We start from the raw sequence: 17,045 nt of genomic DNA, 5'->3' as shown, positions 1-17,045 counted from the left end.
ACATGAAAAAAATATATTTTATATCGGTATTTATTTGTCTGATTGCATTAACAGGCAAAACACAACAGAATGGATGTTGGAATAACATAAATACTATTACCACCAAATGGGATGAGCCTAATACTGACAATACAGAAAATTGGGATTGGACTAAATCCGATCTGGTACACCCTGTTTATTTGCGAGATAATCTGACTACACCATCCATTTTGGTGGAGTTGCCATATTTCTGTACCAAACCGGATGGTTCCGGCAGCTGCAATAACGATAATACTTACTGTTATGAGGTAACGCAATTAATAAATGGTAAACAAGATATATATCCGGAAGACGGTTGGGAATTGTTATTAAAAGATTTTGGTACACCTACAATTGGCAGTACCATTGGAAGGAAAACTGCCAATCCAATCTTTATTTTATACAATAGATATACCGGTAAAATGAAAGTATATTTAGCAGTTATAGGGAATAAAACGGCTAATAGTGCTTACATACAGATATATTTTGAAGTGACAAGTTTAAAAAACGGAATATATACCCATGCCAATGAAGTAAGTAAAACTTTATTGGAATTTGATACAAAAGCTAAGTTTAAATCATTAAATAATTATGCCCTTCAAAATAACGAAGATGATTACCAGTGGCTCGTAAGCGAAATACAAACAGCTTACGACCCATGTGTTTGTACTACAATTAATAATATCCAAGTTAATACTATAGAAATTTTACCTGTATTGGTAACTAACTCAACTATAACGGCAAACATTGAAGGGACGGCTGTTCAGGACTTGATGAATAGTAGCGGCATTAAAGCGGAAGCTGATGGTAAAACATCGTTCAAAGATTTGGTTACTGGGGCTGGTAATGCTGCAATTAAAGGATATAACGATTTTGGCAGCTATAAAAAGCAAATTGATGATATGCTTAATAAAAGTAACCAGGAGTATAAAAATAAATTGGTCAGTGATTGGTTTGATGATTATGTAAAGAAAAATCCGCAATACCAGGGGGTTAATAATTTGCCTGCCAAATATGCTTTATGGGATGCCTTAGGTAGAACTGATGATGCCTTTAAACGAGGCATAGGGATTGACAAAATTGGCGATTACCAGGGGAGCACTGAATATCAGGATTTGAAGACCATAGCCTCATTTGTTCCTTATGTAGGCTCGGCCATTGGTTTGATAGATTTTTTTATAAATGGCGGTAAAAAAGAAACAACAAAACCATCTCCACCTATGGTATTTAATGTGAGCTTAAAGTTGAATGGTACGATTAGTTCTCCCAGTCCTTTGAAACCAGTACATTTTTTGGTGCCGGGCTCAAAAACGGTATCATCTAATTTAACACCAATATATAATAATATACTGGGCGTTTTTAATATTTTGAAAGCTCCTCAATTTAAATTTGCTCCAATTGCACGGAGAGATGAAGTATTTAAATTCTATGATTTTGATTTAGGTGAAGAAATAAATCAACAGATGTTTCCCAAATTCACCAATTTCGATGTGGTATTATCTCAAAATGCAGCCTTTAATGCTACTCCGGTTTTTAAACAATATAAACTGAATGAAGATATTAAATACATTGTAAACCCGGCCGCAGATTTAGAAGTAGAACTGATAGATGCCTGTTTTGTTTTGGAATATAATAATACCCCTAATTTGACACTCAATTATGATATATTTCCTAATTTCTTCAACCAACCTGCATTACCTTACTATCCCGACTTGTTTAATGGTTCTTTAAGTGTAACTGATAAAATAAAAAGCCTTGAAAAAGCATATTATGATTTAGAATATATTAGTCATGACAATTCTGTTGTTAGACTTAGAACCAAGTACGTGCCATTAACGTGTTTAAAAAATGTAACATTTACTTTGTTTAATGGTGTTATGCCAAAGGTATATGTAAAAATGTTAGTTAGGTATAAAAGAAAAGACAATGCTCAGGCAGAACCAATAACCAATGTGGTGACTTATGATATTACCAGTTCTTTTACTAACCCGGTTTTAGATCCTGAGCCACCAAATGCTGACTGTCGTGCTAACTTTAAAACATATCAATTGGTAAGACTGGAACAAGCTACTTTTCCTACACCTTTAGTTACACATCTGGGTTTTAAATACCAGGAACTTTTAAGTATATCTTGCTTTCCTTATTCATACCCTAATAGTAATGATGTTAATTACGTGCCGGGAATTAGCAGCATGATGGTTCCGGGAAATATTATAATTCCAAGTAATACATCAATTCCTTCCAATACCTGGTTAAAGGCTCGTAAAATAGTGTTAGGTAATAATATTACTATTAATGATAATGTAGAGTTAGTAGCTGAAGAACCAATAGAATTATCGGAGGAAAGTACCATGTATCCTAATTCCGTAATTAGAAATGAATTTTTCTCCAATTTAAATTTATGGAATTGCCCAGATGTTAATATTGCTACTTTACATGCTACCGATGATGAAATTAAGGCTTTGTGTGACAATAGTGCATATAAAGCAAAAGCGCAATCGTTTCATAAAGGCGATGATTTGATAGAAAACAAGTTGGATAGTACTGCTAACTTTGGCTTTACCCTGTTTCCTAATCCTGCTCAAAATAATATCAGTATTACTGTGGCTTGCAGCAGTGAAGAACGTATCAAGCTATCAGTAGTTGATATTACAGGGAAAGAAGTATCTAATAACTTGTATGTAGAAAATGTATTGAATGGCTCTGTTATCAATGTTGATTTAACAGAACTGTCAAGTGGTATTTATTTCTGTTCATTGGTAAACAATGCCGGAATGAAAATGACCAAGAAATTTATTATAGCTAAATAAAATAATGATGAAAAGAGTTTTATATATAGTCCTTTTTACTTTGTTAATCATAGAAGCCAAGGCGGCTAAAATGGATAGCTTAACAAACAATTCTAAACTGTTTGTTACGGTTGGCATTAATCAGAATACGCTACTTAATAATAGTTTGTTTACTCAGCCAATTGTGGGTATGGAAGTAGGAGCAAATGTATTAACCCATTGGCAAAAAGGCTGGCATACGGACATTGGTTTACAGTATATTAGAAAAGGCTCTGCAAGAGAAGTTATTTATACCAATAGTGTAAACGATAAAGTAGGCTCCTATACTGAAAATATATATTTACATTATATTCAATTACCCATTGTAATTAAAAAGTACATACCTGTTCATAAAAATGTAAACATGGCTTTAGGTATTGGCGTGTATAATGCGTTGCTGTTTTCAGCATGGGTAAATCCACAACATAGCTATTTAAATCATGAGCAGGCCAAAAACTATAATACCTACGATTTTGGTTTAACGGGAAGTTTTGGTGTTGTTTACAAAAATGAAATAGGAGTGCAAATTCGTTATGAGCAAGGGTTATTAAACGTATCACAAAACAATGGTGGCATTAACAACACCTTTGCTTTAAGCCTCTTTTTTAATCTAAATAAGCTCAAAAATTTATAGCTAATTATTTAAAATCGTTTAGCTGTTTTAACACACGTCCAAAGTTAAACTGTTGCACCAGCATTAAGCTTTTATCGCTATTCATAAATGCCCAATAACGTTCCTGATCGCTTGTAAAAGCTTTATTGGTTACGGTATCGTATAACTGTTTGGTATGCTTGTCAATGGGTTTGGCGTATAGTGTTAAGCTGTTAAGCTGATTGTTGTTATCCGTTACCTTTATAGTGCAAAATGCTTGTGCGTTATGCAAGCTATCCATTACATGTGCATTTTGGTTCTCATCATAACCATCAAAATTAAGTTGCTTAAACGAGCCTACGTAATACTTTACAAATTGTATATCGGTAATGGCTTTTAGTGTATTGTTTAAGTTCAAAACCTGTGGCGCATTGCTTTGTGTATTGTCAATAATAAAACCATTGCCGTTGCCATAGTTTATTTCTATTTTTTTTATTTGCTCAGGTGTATAGTTAAATACCGTTCTGTCTCTCCATACCAAACTATCGCTTATAAAGCGGGTAGTTAAAAAACCAAAAAAGCCGGGTATGTGGGTAGCATAAGCTTTGCTTGAACCTTCTATAAGCATATAAGTTCCGTTTTGCTCAGGTGTTGAACTGCCTATATATAATGTTTTTACCGCATTGTTTTTTGAATAAAACTCTGCTTTTATACCTTCAGTAGCTAAGTTACCTATAGCCGTATTGTGTTCATTTTCCGACACCGGGCGCAATACTTTCATGGTTTTCATGGTAAATAGCAATAACTCCATTTTACTGTTGTCTGCACGTTTGTTATTATTCACCAACCAATAACCATTTTCTTTTTTTGTTAATGTTACGTTGTTCCCTTCTCTGTCAACTATAAAAATTTTATCAATACTGCTGGTGTCTTCAATAGCAAAGTCAGCTATGTCTTTATAGTTAATGCCCCAGGGCTTTTTATTTACTACATAATAAACAATGCCAACAGCCACTAATACGAGTATTGATATCAATATTTTTTTATTCATGTTTTGTACGGTTTTTTATTAAACGGTGTATTTTCTTTTGCGGTAAAACTGGTTGCCAACAGCAAAAAGTAATATTAAAGTAATAGGCAAAGCAATATTAAACAACTGCCAAAACAGTTTCTCTTTCTTAATCTTAGCCTTATCTAATAAGCGTAGTGTTACTTCTTTGCTTCTTACTTCTATAATGCCACTGTCGTCACATAAGTAATCAACGCAGTTTAACAAGAAACGTTTGTTGCCAAATTGTTGGTTGGCATATCGGTCATAACCCAACGGAAATACCTGCCCTTTGCTTATGCTGTACTGGTTGCGGAAAACATCGCCATCAGAAATAACAATCATTTTGTTGTTGTCAATTTTATCTTTAAAATCAAGCTCCGGTGTTTTGGTAGCATCGTATCTATGTGCCCAATTCGATTTAAATTCACCTTCCAGTAATACGGCCATTATTTTATTGCCACCTGTTCTAAACAATTCGGGTTCCGGTTTAAGGCGAGCTATTTGAATATCAACTCTAACAGGTGCGGGTACAGCTCTGGAGTATTGCGATGAAGCCAACAATACCGTTTTCTTAATATTTTTACTTGGCACAGTATCTATACTGCCTGCAAACTGAAACCATATCGGGTCAACCCCACGTACAATCGGATGATTGCTGGTAGGTGGAACTACGGGGTAAAACATCCAAGGTAATAACTTTTGTTCCGGTGTGCCATTGCGCATACCCGATAATACAGGTATGGTATTGCACTGTATGTCCTGTATAATATTGTTGTTTATGCGCACACCGTACTTAAACAATAAATCTTCTAAACCTTGGTTATAGCTTATAGATAAATATTGTGGCGAGTTATGCAAGCTATCCATATCGGCCAACTGCGATTCAACCAGCCAAATAATTTTACCACCATGCATTACATATTGGTCCAGTTTAAATTTATCAAAATCGCTAAAAGGCAAAGTAGGTTTTGGAATAATAATACCTGCATACTCGTTTAGTTTTTGCGGAGGTACTATGGTTAAATCCAAATCATCTATTTCATAAAATTGTTTAAGCTCTGCTTTGCCATCTATAATGTTCCATTTATCCAGTTCACCATGTCCTTTTATAAAAGCAATTTGTTTTACTGCTACCTGTGTTACTTTGCGTAAGGCATTGGCTATTTCGTATTCCAATTGCTCTATAGATGTATTTAAAACGGCCTCCGGTGCTTGCCCAAACTGACCTTTTAATAAGTTAATAGGAAACTTCTTGTCCTTGTAATACAATACCGCTCCCGGTACAATTATTTTCTGGCTAAACTCATCATCCTTTTTTACTTGTATGCTGGTAGCCTGTATACCAATTTCACTTAACTCCTCTAATATATCGTTGCTTTGTTTTTCCGTAACACCTTTAAAGGGGTCAATAAATTCGTACTGAATATTGTTGTTTGAATAAACTTTAAACTCATCCAACATTTCTTTGGTAGCCTGCTTCAGTCTTTTAAAACCTGCCGGAAACTCGCCCTCTAAATATACTTTTACCAGCATACTTTCATTTACTTTGGCAGCTAGTTTTTTACTGGCAGGAGCTAGTGTAAATCTTTTTTCCTTGGTTAAGTCAATCCTGAAAAAGTAGTTACTCAAAATAGCATTTACTAAAATGGCTATAGCTATAACTATCAGTAATTGAATATAGGATTGTTTCCTTTTATTTATTTTAAACATAAGTATTTTTCAAAAAGAATTAAAATTTGCGCGAACTAAAAACGGTTTTAGTAGCATAAATAAATAAAATTATAAAGCTGATAAAGTAAAGTATATCGCGGCTGTCAATAACACCACGGCTTATACTTTCGTAATGGGCGTTAATACCTAAACCGGCTATTAAACTATCCCACGAGCCTAACAGTTTAAAGTCGGCCAGTAAGTCAAACATGTTATAAAACAAATAACATAAAAACATACTCAGTATAAACGATACAATCTGGTTATCGGTAACTACCGAAGCAAACAAGCCAATGCTTACAAAACAACTGGCTAAAAAAAACAAACCAATGTATGAGCCCCAGGTAGCGCCAATATCAATATTACCCGCAGGCGCACCTAATTGGTAAACCGTATAAAAATACAGTAAACTTGGAATAAGCGAGAACAATACCAGTATAACACCGGCAAAATATTTAGCCAGTATAATTTGTAAATCGCTAATGGGTTTGGTAGTTAACAGCTCAATGGTTCCATTCTTTTTCTCCTCGCTAAAACTACGCATGGTAATAGCCGATATTAAGAAAATAAATAACCAAGGAGCCATACTGAATAAAGTATCCAAGTTGGCATAAGCCAAATCAAACACATTGTTATCGGGCAGCACCCACATAAATAATCCTGTGGCTATTAAAAACACAATAATTACCACATAAGCAATTAATGAGCTAAGGAAACTGCGTATTTCTTTTTTTAGTATAGAGAGCATTTTGAATAGTTATAGATTTAAACTGTTTTGTTATAGTGTGGATGAGTTAATAATGCAAAAACGAATTTTATGTTATTTGGTTAAACTTTGAAACACCTCTTCCAACGAACTTTCTTCTAAATGCATAGATAAAACCAACCAATTGTTTTGAGCCGCCTGCTGCGCAATTTTTTCCCTTGCATCGTAAGCTGCCCTGATGGTAAATCCGTTTTTAGTAGTACTTATTTTAAATGCTTTGTCAATAGCTTGCAACTCACTTGGGCTAGGATTGTTTTTAAACTCTACATCTATAATAAACTCCTTGCTTAATGCTTGTTGTAGCTTTTCAATCGTATTGTCCGCTACAATTTTACCTTTATTAATAATTACCACTCGGTTACACATGGCTTCCACCTCCTGCATAATATGGCTAGAAAGTATAACTGTTTTGTCTTTGCTTATTTCCTTAATTAAATGCCTTATTTCAGTTACCTGGTTTGGGTCTAATCCACTGGTAGGTTCGTCTAAAATAAGTACACTTGGGTTGTGAATCATAGCGGCTGCTAAGCCCACTCTTTGTTTGTATCCTTTACTTAACTGGCCTATTTTTTTGTTGCGTTCAGCAGTTAGTCCTGTTTTAGTTATCATGCTTTCCGCAGCTTCGTTTGCACTTTGCTTTAAACCATAAGTATTGGCTATAAAAACCAAATACTCCTTTACATACATATCCGTATAAAGCGGATTCAGCTCAGGTAAATAACCTACCTCTTTTCTAATAGCAATACTGTTTTCATTTATTTCGTTTCCGTTTATAAATGCTTTGCCGCTAGTGCCTGGAATATAACCCGTCAGTATTTTCATCGTGGTTGATTTCCCTGCACCGTTTGGTCCTAAAAAGCCTAATATTTCGCCTTTATGTGCTTCAAAACTAATGCTATCTAAAGCTTTTTGGCTGCCATATATTTTTGTTAAACTTTCTACTTTAATTGTCATGTGAGTGTATTGCAAAGGTCAGCGAAAGTAAGAAAAAGGTTGGTTTCAAACGCAATAAAAAAGCCCCTAATTTTAGTCAGGGGCTTTTTTTAGTTTTTATGTGTACAAGCTATACTTATTCTATAATGATTTTCTTGGTAACTGATCCATCGTGGCTTACTACTTTTATAAAGTAAATGCCTTTTGGTATAGCCAAATCCGTTAAGTTTAACTCATACGTTTGTGTTTCCCTTTCTGGGGTTTTATGGCCCATTTCTTTACCCGTAACGTCAAACAGCGTAATGGTTTCAATATTTTGCTTGCTTTCAATAGTTACCTGTTTGCTGGCAGGGTTCGGATAAATTTTTGTAGCTTTTAAATCTATTTCTTTAATGCCGGTACTAGGGTCTATCGTAAATGCATCCGATTTTAAAACAGCACCGTCATCAATATTAAAGTAGCCAATATCGTACAAGCCAATAGGTGCATTATAGTGAATACGCAATTTAAGATTAACCGATGTGGCCGAGGTAGCTGTTACACTCGCCACTTCTATATTAGCCGTTGGACTACCCTGGCGTATAAAATAAAAAGTAGGGCTACCTGTATTAAACTGCGTGTTTAAACCGGTAATGGTAACAGAAAGTTCCCCTAGAGTTCCTTGTTCGGCATGGTTAGGCGTAACAGTAGTAAGCGATTTGTTGTTGGCCGTAATGGTAAACGAGTTGTTTAACATTAATAAACCATCTACACTGTTCTCAACACCAACAGAATAAACCCCGGTAGGTGCATTTGGACTTATTAATAAATTGGAAGACAATATACCACTGCCAAACGGAGTGTTGTACAGTTCATAAATATCAAACGATTCTGTTCCCTGCGAGAAAAATTTCACTGTATTGCTGGCACTGTTAAAATGTGTATTGGTACCCGTAATAGAAACTGCTAAGCTTTGTCCTTGTGCTCCTGTATTTGGAGCTATAGCCGTTAAACTTGCTGTTGATGAAGCGCTGTTAACGGTAAAGCCATTGGCTAAATTAATAGTAGGGTTTACTGTGCTTGCAATACTTACTCTGTAAGCTGCTGCAATGGCATTAGAGCCAACGCTAAGCATACCGGCCATTAAGTTGTTATTAATAACAGTAAGGTTAGAAACAGTAATAGCAGTGGTAGCAGAACCTTGTCTTACAAAGGTAATGGTGTTTGTTCCACTGGCGAAATTAGTACCAACCCCTGTTATGGTAACAGGTAAGCTTTGTCCTTTGTTGGCATTGGTTGGGTTTATTGTAAAGGTTTGGGCAAATACGCCAAGTCCTAAAAACAACAATAAGTAAGTGAGGGTAAATTTTATTTTCATATTTTAGTTTTAGTGGTACGAAGCTAGATAAACTTTTTTTAATTCATTAAACTTATTTAGTAGTACTGTGTCATTTTTTATATCAGACAACTCAAAAGGTAGTTTTGTTGCATCCGGCTTTTTATTCGTTAAATCCTTTTCAAACTTCGCTTTGGCAATAGCTAAATAATAGTTTTTAAATTGGTCGTTTGTACTGTCAAATTTAAATTTAAGAATGTTTAAAAAGGCTTCATCAACCAACCCCTTGTTAAACAAAGCGGCACTTTTATTCAATAATGCATCAGGCTGAAAAGGCGAAATAGCCAAAGCTTCATTGTAGTACTGAATAGCTAAATCATGCTTGCCTTCCATTTCATTTGCTGAAGCAATATTGTTTAAAACATGTATTTGATAAGGGTTAACAGCATACGCATTTTCAAATTGTACTTTAGTCTCAGCCGGACTGTTTAATGCTGAGTAAGCCACACCCGCATACCATTGAAGAGGTATAGAAAAATTATCAATAGTGTAAAAATAGTTAGTGGCTTTTTTAGCTTCCTTAACCATTAGACTCCAGTTGTTTTTGCTGTGTGCTATAAGCAATTGGTGCGCATGTGTTTCCGCATTAACTCGTTTGGTAAATACCGTTATATTAAATATACCCGCTATAACAATAAGCAGCAATAACCCTGTTGATTTGTAAGTAGTTTTACTTTTATGATATGTTAAATGTGTATGGCAAATGATAGACAATACCAGAAAAAAGAAAAATTGGTGTTCACTTCTTTCCAATGGAAAATCAACCAAACCAATACATACGTAACCAATTACGGCCATTAAAAAACCAGCCGAAACTATTTTCTGTTTCATAGTATCGGCTTTTTTTACATTGCTGACGGCATAAAAAACACCCACTATACATATACCTATATAAGCCAATAAAGGTAATAAGCCCAGTTCACTCCAAATCCATAAAAAATCATTGTGAGGTCTTTGGAAAGTAGTGTAACCATCACTAATTAAATAGTTGGTTTGAATAAAATGCTGTAAGCCATATTTAGGAAAAAATATTTGCCAGTTACCTGCACCTACCCCCCCAACAGGGTTTTCTTTAATCATTTGCCAAGTATTGTTCCATAACAATATGCGTTCCTTCACCGTATCATTATTGCTCAATAAGGTAAGTTTGTTTCTGCCGATATAGGCTAAAAAAACAATAGCCGCTATAAACACCAAAACGCTTACAATCTTTACTTTTTTGCTGATTGGAATATGGTTAAACAAAGCAAATCCACTCACACCAATACCTATCACAAGAGCCAATAATACCGCTTTGGTTTGTATTAAAACCAATAAAGCCAAAGCTATTAAAAGCACTGCAATACTTACTATTTGTAACCATTTTTTTGCTTGAAGTATTAAATAAATAAGAAAAGGAAAGCATAAGAAAACAATAGAAGAGAATAAGTTTTTATGTCCAAAAAGGCTGTTTATTTCATACAGCTTTTTACCTTCTAACAATTTAAAACTACCTTTTTGTATAAACTCATATACTTGAAAACCACAGGCTATTACCAACAATACCAAAACCGCTTTACTAATAATGGCTAAGTCAATTAAGCCATTTTGTAACAGCATTAAAAGCAAGGTAAACAGGCTGGCATACAGCAACCATTTATTAAAAGTATAAATAGCTTCAGCAGCATTAAAAGCATACGTAATGGAAAAGCCACTCAGTATAATAATAACCAATAAAGCCCAATGAATGGGTGTTAATGCAATGCTTTTTGATTTGGTAAATAGTAAAATGCTGGTACACACTAACGTAAATCCGGTAAACCAAATTTGTCTGGGTAACATAGTGGTATCCAATATGGGAGCCCAGTGTACAAGCGGTATGCAAGCTACAACAAGAAAGAAAAAATATTTTATCAGTTTAATAGGCATGTGTTAGTATAGTAGTTGGTACAAGCAAAGAAACAGGCTACTGTTGTAGTTTTCATCAAGAGGTAAAAGTATAAGCTTGCCACTAAATAAACAATCAATATTTAACTTAAGAGGATAGATTCAGGGAGTTGTTTTTACAACTGAAAAAGAATTTTTGGTTCCATTTTTCTGTTTTATTTCTCAAATAACTGCCCTTTAAAGCTTTAAAAGCGACTTTTTAACTACCCAAAACCACCTGCTTTAAAAAATCCCCCACTTTAACTTATAAACCGATTTCGCCTTACACAAATGCGACATTGTGAATTTCTTTAAGGGAGATTGTGAATATAAAAAAGCTCCAATTTTCAACAAAAGTGGGGGAAAGTGGAGAAAAGTGGATTTTTGTTTTTATTTTTACAGCGTTATAACAAAAAACAAATTGCTCAATCTCCACGGTGAATATGAATGTAAATTAGATGCTAAAGGCAGGTTAATAGTGCCTGCAGCATTGAAAAAGCAACTTCCTGCAGAAGCGAAGGATGCTTTCTTCATCAATCGTGGGTTCGAAAAGTGTTGTGTATTGTACCCCGCTAACGAGTGGGATAACATAGCTGGAGAAATAAATAAACTGAGTGATTACATAAAAAAAGAGCGTGAGTTTAAACGCTACTTTTTAAGAGGAGCAAGCAGATTGGAAATGGATACAGCCAGTCGTATTCTTTTGCCAAAACCATTGCAAGAGTATGCAGGCTTAAATGGCGGAGAGTTGGTGTTGTTGGCATATGGTAACAAAATAGAAGTTTGGAGCAAAGCAGAATACGATAATATGTTAAGTGCAGAGCCGGAAGATTTTAGTGCTTTAGCCGAAGAGGTAATGACTAAAAAGAAAAACGAAGAACAATAGCAATTAACAATTAAAGCAAACAAACAAAACAAATAGCCAATGTATCATAATCCAGTCATGTTAAACGAATGCTTAGAGGCATTAAACATAAAGCCCGATGGCGTTTATGTGGATATAACATTTGGTGGAGGCGGACATAGCAGAGCTATATTAAATAAGTTAGGTAAAAAAGGTAAGTTAATAGTTTTTGATCAGGACGAAGATGCCAAACGTAATTTAATAAACGATGAGCGTTTCATTTTCATAGATCAGAATTTTGAGTTTTTAAAAAACCATATACAATACCAGGGTTTTGATAAGGTAGATGGTTTGTTGGGCGATTTAGGTGTTTCATCACATCAGTTTGATGAAGGCGAAAGAGGTTTTTCCATTCGCTTTGATGAGGCAAAATTAGATATGCGCATGAGCCAGCATCAAACTTTATCAGCGTTTGAAGTAGTTAATAATTATACCGCTGAAAACTTAGCCAATGTATTATATAAATATGGTGAGTTGCATAACTCCCGTAAAATGGCAGCCGATATAATAGCTGCCAGAAACGGAAAAGCCATTGAAACCATTGGCGATTTTAAAGCAGCTATTAAACACTTAGCACCCAAGTTTAAAGATTTTAAGTTTTATGCCCAGGTATTCCAGGCTATAAGAATAGAAGTAAACAATGAGTTGCAGGTGTTGGAAAGAATGTTGCTACAATGTGGCGATATTATTAAGCCCGCAGGCAAGTTGGTTATTATGAGTTACCATTCATTAGAAGATAGATTGGTGAAAAACTATATGAACAGTGGCAACTTTTTAGGTGAATTAGACAAGGATTTTTTTGGCAATATCAATAGGCCATTTAATCCTTTAAATAAAAAAGCCATAGTAGCTTCTGATAGTGAACAGGAAGAAAACAACAGGTCTAGAAGTGCTAAGTTAAGAGTAGCTGAAAAAATATAAGTTATACAGTGAGTAACAAAATAATAATAGGCGATGAACCTGAAGTAAAGGAAACAGCAAAGCCCGACACCAAAATAATAGAAGGTGCCGTGAAACGCTTATCTGATATAGACTTCAAGTTGAACTCAAATGCGCTGTTTGCGCAAATGCCGTTTATTATTTTTGGTTGTGGTTTAATCGCCATTTTAATATGGAGTAGTCATAACAACGACCAGCTGAATAAAAAGATAGACCAGTTAACAAAAGAAAACAAAGAGTTACGTAACCAGTATATAATAACTTTAAGCGAAATGATGAATGCCAGCAGGCAATCAGCTATAGCCGATAAGTTAAAAGAGTTTCGCAAAGCAGAGTATACAAAAGGCGATACTGATTACGTAAAAGAAGCAACAATACCACCCGTAAAAATAACTATAAAGTAAATGGCAATAAACGCACGTAAAGCAATTCTAATACGAACATTAACCATATTTGGTTTGATGTGCATATTAGCGTGCGCCATATTTTTTAGTTTGTATAAACTACAGTTTGTAGAGAAAAATAAATGGCAAGCCAAAGCGCGTAAATTTTCAGTAAAGCAGGAAGCTATAGAGCCTCTACGTGGTAATATATTTGACTGTAATGGTGCTTTACTATCAACCTCGTTACCTATTTACGATATGATAGTAGATGCTACTGCACCTTCGTTTGCCAAGAAAGACACGTTTGATAAATACTGCGATTCATTAAGCTATTATTTAAGCCAGGAGTTTAAAGACAGAAGTGCTGGTGAGTACAAAAGCTTATTGAAAAATTTGCGTAAAGAGGAGATAGGTTATTTTACATTAAAGAAACGTATTACACACCAACAAATGTTACGCGTTAAACAATTTCCATTGTTTAAAATTGGCCGTGTAACAGGAGGTTTAATATTAGAACCTAGAAGCACCCGTGTAAAACCATTTCAAACACTGGCTTTCAGAACCATTGGTTTTGTGAATGCCAATGCCGATAAATATGTAGGTTTAGAAGGCTTTTACGATGATTATTTAAAAGGCACTGCCGGCTTGCAGATGAAACAACGCGTGAGCGGTGGCGTATATATTCCTATTAACAATGAAAACAAAGTAGATGCAGAAAACGGTTGCGATATCATTTCAACCATCGACATCAATTTACAGGATGTAGCGCAACAATCATTGTTAAAAGTATTGCAACAAAATATGGCAATGCGTGGCACGGCTATATTAATGGAAGTAGAAACAGGTGAGGTAAAAGCAATAGCCAATTTAACCCGCATGAAAGATGGTACTTACGAAGAAAGATTCAACGATGCCATTGGTTTAAGAGTACAACCGGGCTCTACTTTTAAACTCGTAACGATGATGAGTTTGTTAGATAACGGTTATGCCAAACCAAACGATATAGTAAATGTAGAAGGTGGCAGAGCGATGATATACGGACAACCTGTAGAAGACTCACATAGTTATATGGAGTTAAATATGCAACAGGCATTTGAGCAATCATCAAACGTGGCCTTTGCAAAACAGATAGTAAGATATTATGATAGAAAGCCATCAGAACATTACGCGTATTTAGATAAGATAGGTTTAAATGCCAATTTAGATTTACAAATACATGGTGCCTTACCCCCTAAGTACCTTACCCCAAAAAGTAAGTATTGGAGTAAAAGTGATTTGTCGGCAGTAAGCAGAGGATACGGTATTTCATTAACGCCATTACAAATGCTAACCGTTTACAATGCGGTAGCTAATAATGGCAAAATGGTTAAACCCTTATTGGTTAAAAAAATATTGAAATCAGGCCATGTTGTTCAATCATTTAATCCCGTAGTGTTAAACGAACAAATATGCAAACCAAGTGTAGCGAAACAATTGCGCAAAATGATGGAAGGAGTGGTGAAACATGGTACAGCGTTTAACAAAGAAAATGCGAAGCTGCCATACACCTTTGCGGGCAAAACAGGAACAGCTATTATACAACGTGGCGAAGATTATTATCAGGGTGGAGCCAAAGTATACCGTGCTTCGTGGTGTGGTTATTTTCCTGCCGATAAGCCAAAGTACAGTTGCTACGTAGTTATTATTCGTCCGCAGGGAAGTATGATTTATGGAGCCCAGTTAGCATTACCCGTATTTAAAGATTTAGCCAATAAAATATATGCTACCTCTACACAAATTCACAAAGACGTAGCAGAAATTTATCCTGTGGCATCAACCGATTTGCCTGAAATATACAAAGCGCATAAGGTAGAAGTTACGTCTGTTTTAAATGAAGTTGGTATTTCATCGCATGTACATAACGACTCCATAAGCGAGTACGAAACCAACTGGATGAATTTGGTAAAGCAAGACAACTCGTTGGCTATGCAGCCTATTAAACATGTAAACAAACAAATGCCCGATGTAAAAGGAATGACTGCAAAAGATGCTTTGTTTCTTTTAGAAAATAAAGGCATGAAAGTTTCCATTAAAGGATTAGGTAAAGTAAAATATCAATCAGTAAAAGCAGGTTCCAATTACAATAAAGGGTCAAAAGTAAATTTAATTTTAGGATAAAATCGATGACAGTAAAATTAGAAGACTTAATACAAGCAACAGAAACAATTTCAGTACATGGTAACATGCAAATGGAAGTATCATTACTTACTTACGATTCAAGAAACGTAAGCAATGGTGCAGTGTTTTTTGCTGTAAAAGGTACTCAGGTTGATGGTCATAAATTTATAGCAGATGTAATTGACAAAGGAGCCACTTGTATAGTATGCGAAATATTACCAGATGTATTAAACGAAAATGTTTGTTACGTTCAGGTAAGCAATACCAGTGTGGCAATGGCTAACATGGCAGCTTGCTGGTACGAGTATCCTTCACAAAAATTAAAGTTAGTAGCCGTAACAGGCACCAACGGCAAAACAACAGTAGCTACCTTGTTATTTAAATTGTTTCGTTCGTTTGACCACCACGTTGGTTTATTATCAACAGTGCAAAACCAGATAAACGAAGACATCATACCAAGTACACATACTACCCCTGATGCCATTAAAATAAACGAGTTGTTAAACCAAATGGTAGAAGAAGGCTGTGAATACTGCTTTATGGAAGCCAGTTCACATGCCATAGATCAACACCGAATAACAGGTTTGCATTTTGCCGGAGCCATATTTACCAATATTACACATGACCATTTAGACTACCATGTAACATTTGATAACTATATTAAGGCAAAGAAAAAATTGTTTGATACCATCAATGATGATGCCTTTGCGTTAACCAATAAAGACGATAAGAATGGGGCAGTAATGCTTCAAAATACAAAAGCAGCACGCTATACCTATTCGTTAAATTCAATGGCCGATTTTAAAGCCAAAGTAATTGAAGCCGACTTTAGCGGTATGCTGGTAAATATCAATGGCGATGAAGCTTGGTTTAAGTTAGTAGGCCAGTTTAATGCCTACAATTTATTAGCCGTTTATGGTGCAGCCTTCTTATTAGGTAAAGACAAATTGGAAATCATTACCCATTTATCAAACCTGAATGCAGTCAATGGCCGCTTTGATTTTATGCAGTCGCCAGGTGGACTAATTGCCATTGTTGATTATGCGCATACGCCCGATGCATTGAAAAATATATTGGATACCATTAACAGTATAAGAAGCACTAACGAACAATTGATAACCGTTGTGGGTTGTGGTGGAAACAGAGATGCTGCAAAACGACCAATAATGGCACAAGTAGCCACCGCATTAAGCACTAAAGTAATTTTTACGGCTGATAATCCACGCAACGAAAATCCGGAAACCATTTTGGATGAAATGCAAAAAGGAGTGGAGCCTATTCATTATAAAAAAACATTACGCATTACCGATAGGAGAGAAGCTATTAAAACAGCCGTGAGTATGGCCAATAAAGGCGATATCATTTTAGTAGCAGGCAAAGGACATGAAAATTACCAGGAGATAAACGGAGTAAAACATCACTTTGACGACAAAGAAGTGTTAGCAGAAGTTTTTCAATTATTTAACCAATAAAATTTAAAAATA

Annotated in this window: 13 protein-coding genes; 7 read left to right on the top strand and 6 right to left on the bottom strand. The window is 35.2% G+C overall.

Annotated elements, in window-relative coordinates:
* The first annotated feature begins 2 nt into the window (after positions 1-2).
* Complete coding sequence (locus tag V4538_10840; protein ID MES2381528.1) at positions 3-2,828, top strand: T9SS type A sorting domain-containing protein; 2,826 nt, start codon at positions 3-5, stop codon at positions 2,826-2,828.
* 4 nt (positions 2,829-2,832) lie between these two features.
* A complete protein-coding gene (locus V4538_10835; protein MES2381527.1) occupies positions 2,833-3,480 on the top strand; it encodes a porin family protein in 648 nt (215 codons plus the stop codon).
* A 4-nt stretch (positions 3,481-3,484) separates the two neighbouring features.
* Here the strand turns inward: V4538_10835 and V4538_10830 are convergent, their stop codons facing one another.
* The 6 genes from V4538_10830 to V4538_10805 form a co-directional block, all read right to left on the bottom strand.
* Positions 3,485-4,489 (bottom strand): DUF4340 domain-containing protein, encoded by a 1,005-nt coding sequence (locus tag V4538_10830; GenBank protein ID MES2381526.1) that lies wholly within the window; start codon positions 4,487-4,489, stop codon positions 3,485-3,487.
* Positions 4,490-4,507: 18 nt separating this feature from the next.
* Positions 4,508-6,199, bottom strand: a complete 1,692-nt coding sequence (gldG, locus tag V4538_10825; GenBank protein ID MES2381525.1) for a gliding motility-associated ABC transporter substrate-binding protein GldG — start codon at positions 6,197-6,199, stop codon at positions 4,508-4,510.
* A 19-nt stretch (positions 6,200-6,218) separates the two neighbouring features.
* Complete coding sequence (gene gldF, locus V4538_10820) at positions 6,219-6,947, bottom strand: gliding motility-associated ABC transporter permease subunit GldF (GenBank protein ID MES2381524.1); 729 nt, start codon at positions 6,945-6,947, stop codon at positions 6,219-6,221.
* Positions 6,948-7,019: 72 nt separating this feature from the next.
* Positions 7,020-7,919 (bottom strand): gliding motility-associated ABC transporter ATP-binding subunit GldA, encoded by a 900-nt coding sequence (gldA, locus tag V4538_10815; protein ID MES2381523.1) that lies wholly within the window; start codon positions 7,917-7,919, stop codon positions 7,020-7,022.
* A 115-nt stretch (positions 7,920-8,034) separates the two neighbouring features.
* Positions 8,035-9,255 (bottom strand): T9SS type A sorting domain-containing protein, encoded by a 1,221-nt coding sequence (locus V4538_10810; protein ID MES2381522.1) that lies wholly within the window; start codon positions 9,253-9,255, stop codon positions 8,035-8,037.
* Positions 9,256-9,264: 9 nt separating this feature from the next.
* The gene (locus V4538_10805; GenBank protein MES2381521.1) at positions 9,265-11,094 is read right to left on the bottom strand and encodes an O-antigen ligase family protein; all 1,830 of its coding nucleotides are present in this window, start codon (positions 11,092-11,094) and stop codon (positions 9,265-9,267) included.
* Positions 11,095-11,599: 505 nt separating this feature from the next.
* On the opposite strand from V4538_10805, the gene mraZ reads away from it, so the two are divergent.
* The 5 genes from mraZ to V4538_10780 are packed head-to-tail and all read left to right on the top strand — an operon-like array spanning position 11,600 to position 17,033.
* Entirely contained in the window at positions 11,600-12,064 is a 465-nt protein-coding gene (mraZ, locus tag V4538_10800; protein ID MES2381520.1) for a division/cell wall cluster transcriptional repressor MraZ, read from the top strand.
* A gap of 39 nt (positions 12,065-12,103) precedes the next feature.
* Positions 12,104-13,003, top strand: a complete 900-nt coding sequence (rsmH, locus tag V4538_10795; protein MES2381519.1) for a 16S rRNA (cytosine(1402)-N(4))-methyltransferase RsmH — start codon at positions 12,104-12,106, stop codon at positions 13,001-13,003.
* Positions 13,004-13,011: 8 nt separating this feature from the next.
* A complete protein-coding gene (locus V4538_10790) occupies positions 13,012-13,425 on the top strand; it encodes an FtsL-like putative cell division protein (protein MES2381518.1) in 414 nt (137 codons plus the stop codon).
* Entirely contained in the window at positions 13,426-15,561 is a 2,136-nt protein-coding gene (locus V4538_10785; protein MES2381517.1) for a penicillin-binding protein, read from the top strand.
* A 5-nt stretch (positions 15,562-15,566) separates the two neighbouring features.
* A complete protein-coding gene (locus V4538_10780) occupies positions 15,567-17,033 on the top strand; it encodes a UDP-N-acetylmuramoyl-L-alanyl-D-glutamate--2,6-diaminopimelate ligase (protein MES2381516.1) in 1,467 nt (488 codons plus the stop codon).
* Positions 17,034-17,045: the final 12 nt, after the last annotated feature.

Source organism: Bacteroidota bacterium (genome assembly GCA_040388375.1).
Lineage (GTDB): Bacteria > Bacteroidota > Bacteroidia > UKL13-3 > UKL13-3 > JAAFJM01.
Note: the sequence above shows the minus strand (reverse complement) of the source record. Positions and strands in the feature narration are given on the sequence as shown.

Bases quoted from the DNA above. Each gene is read 5' to 3' on its own strand.
- V4538_10805 (MES2381521.1), bottom strand. From the start codon at position 11,094: ATGTTACCCAGACAAATTTGGTTTACCGGATTTACGTTAGTGTGTACC.
- V4538_10780 (MES2381516.1), top strand. From the start codon at position 15,567: ATGACAGTAAAATTAGAAGACTTAATACAAGCAACAGAAACAATTTCA.
- gldA (MES2381523.1), bottom strand. From the start codon at position 7,919: ATGACAATTAAAGTAGAAAGTTTAACAAAAATATATGGCAGCCAAAAA.
- V4538_10835 (MES2381527.1), top strand. From the start codon at position 2,833: ATGATGAAAAGAGTTTTATATATAGTCCTTTTTACTTTGTTAATCATA.
- V4538_10840 (MES2381528.1), top strand. From the start codon at position 3: ATGAAAAAAATATATTTTATATCGGTATTTATTTGTCTGATTGCATTA.
- V4538_10810 (MES2381522.1), bottom strand. From the start codon at position 9,255: ATGAAAATAAAATTTACCCTCACTTACTTATTGTTGTTTTTAGGACTT.
- V4538_10785 (MES2381517.1), top strand. From the start codon at position 13,426: ATGGCAATAAACGCACGTAAAGCAATTCTAATACGAACATTAACCATA.
- gldG (MES2381525.1), bottom strand. From the start codon at position 6,199: ATGTTTAAAATAAATAAAAGGAAACAATCCTATATTCAATTACTGATA.
- V4538_10830 (MES2381526.1), bottom strand. From the start codon at position 4,489: ATGAATAAAAAAATATTGATATCAATACTCGTATTAGTGGCTGTTGGC.
- gldF (MES2381524.1), bottom strand. From the start codon at position 6,947: ATGCTCTCTATACTAAAAAAAGAAATACGCAGTTTCCTTAGCTCATTA.
- rsmH (MES2381519.1), top strand. From the start codon at position 12,104: ATGTATCATAATCCAGTCATGTTAAACGAATGCTTAGAGGCATTAAAC.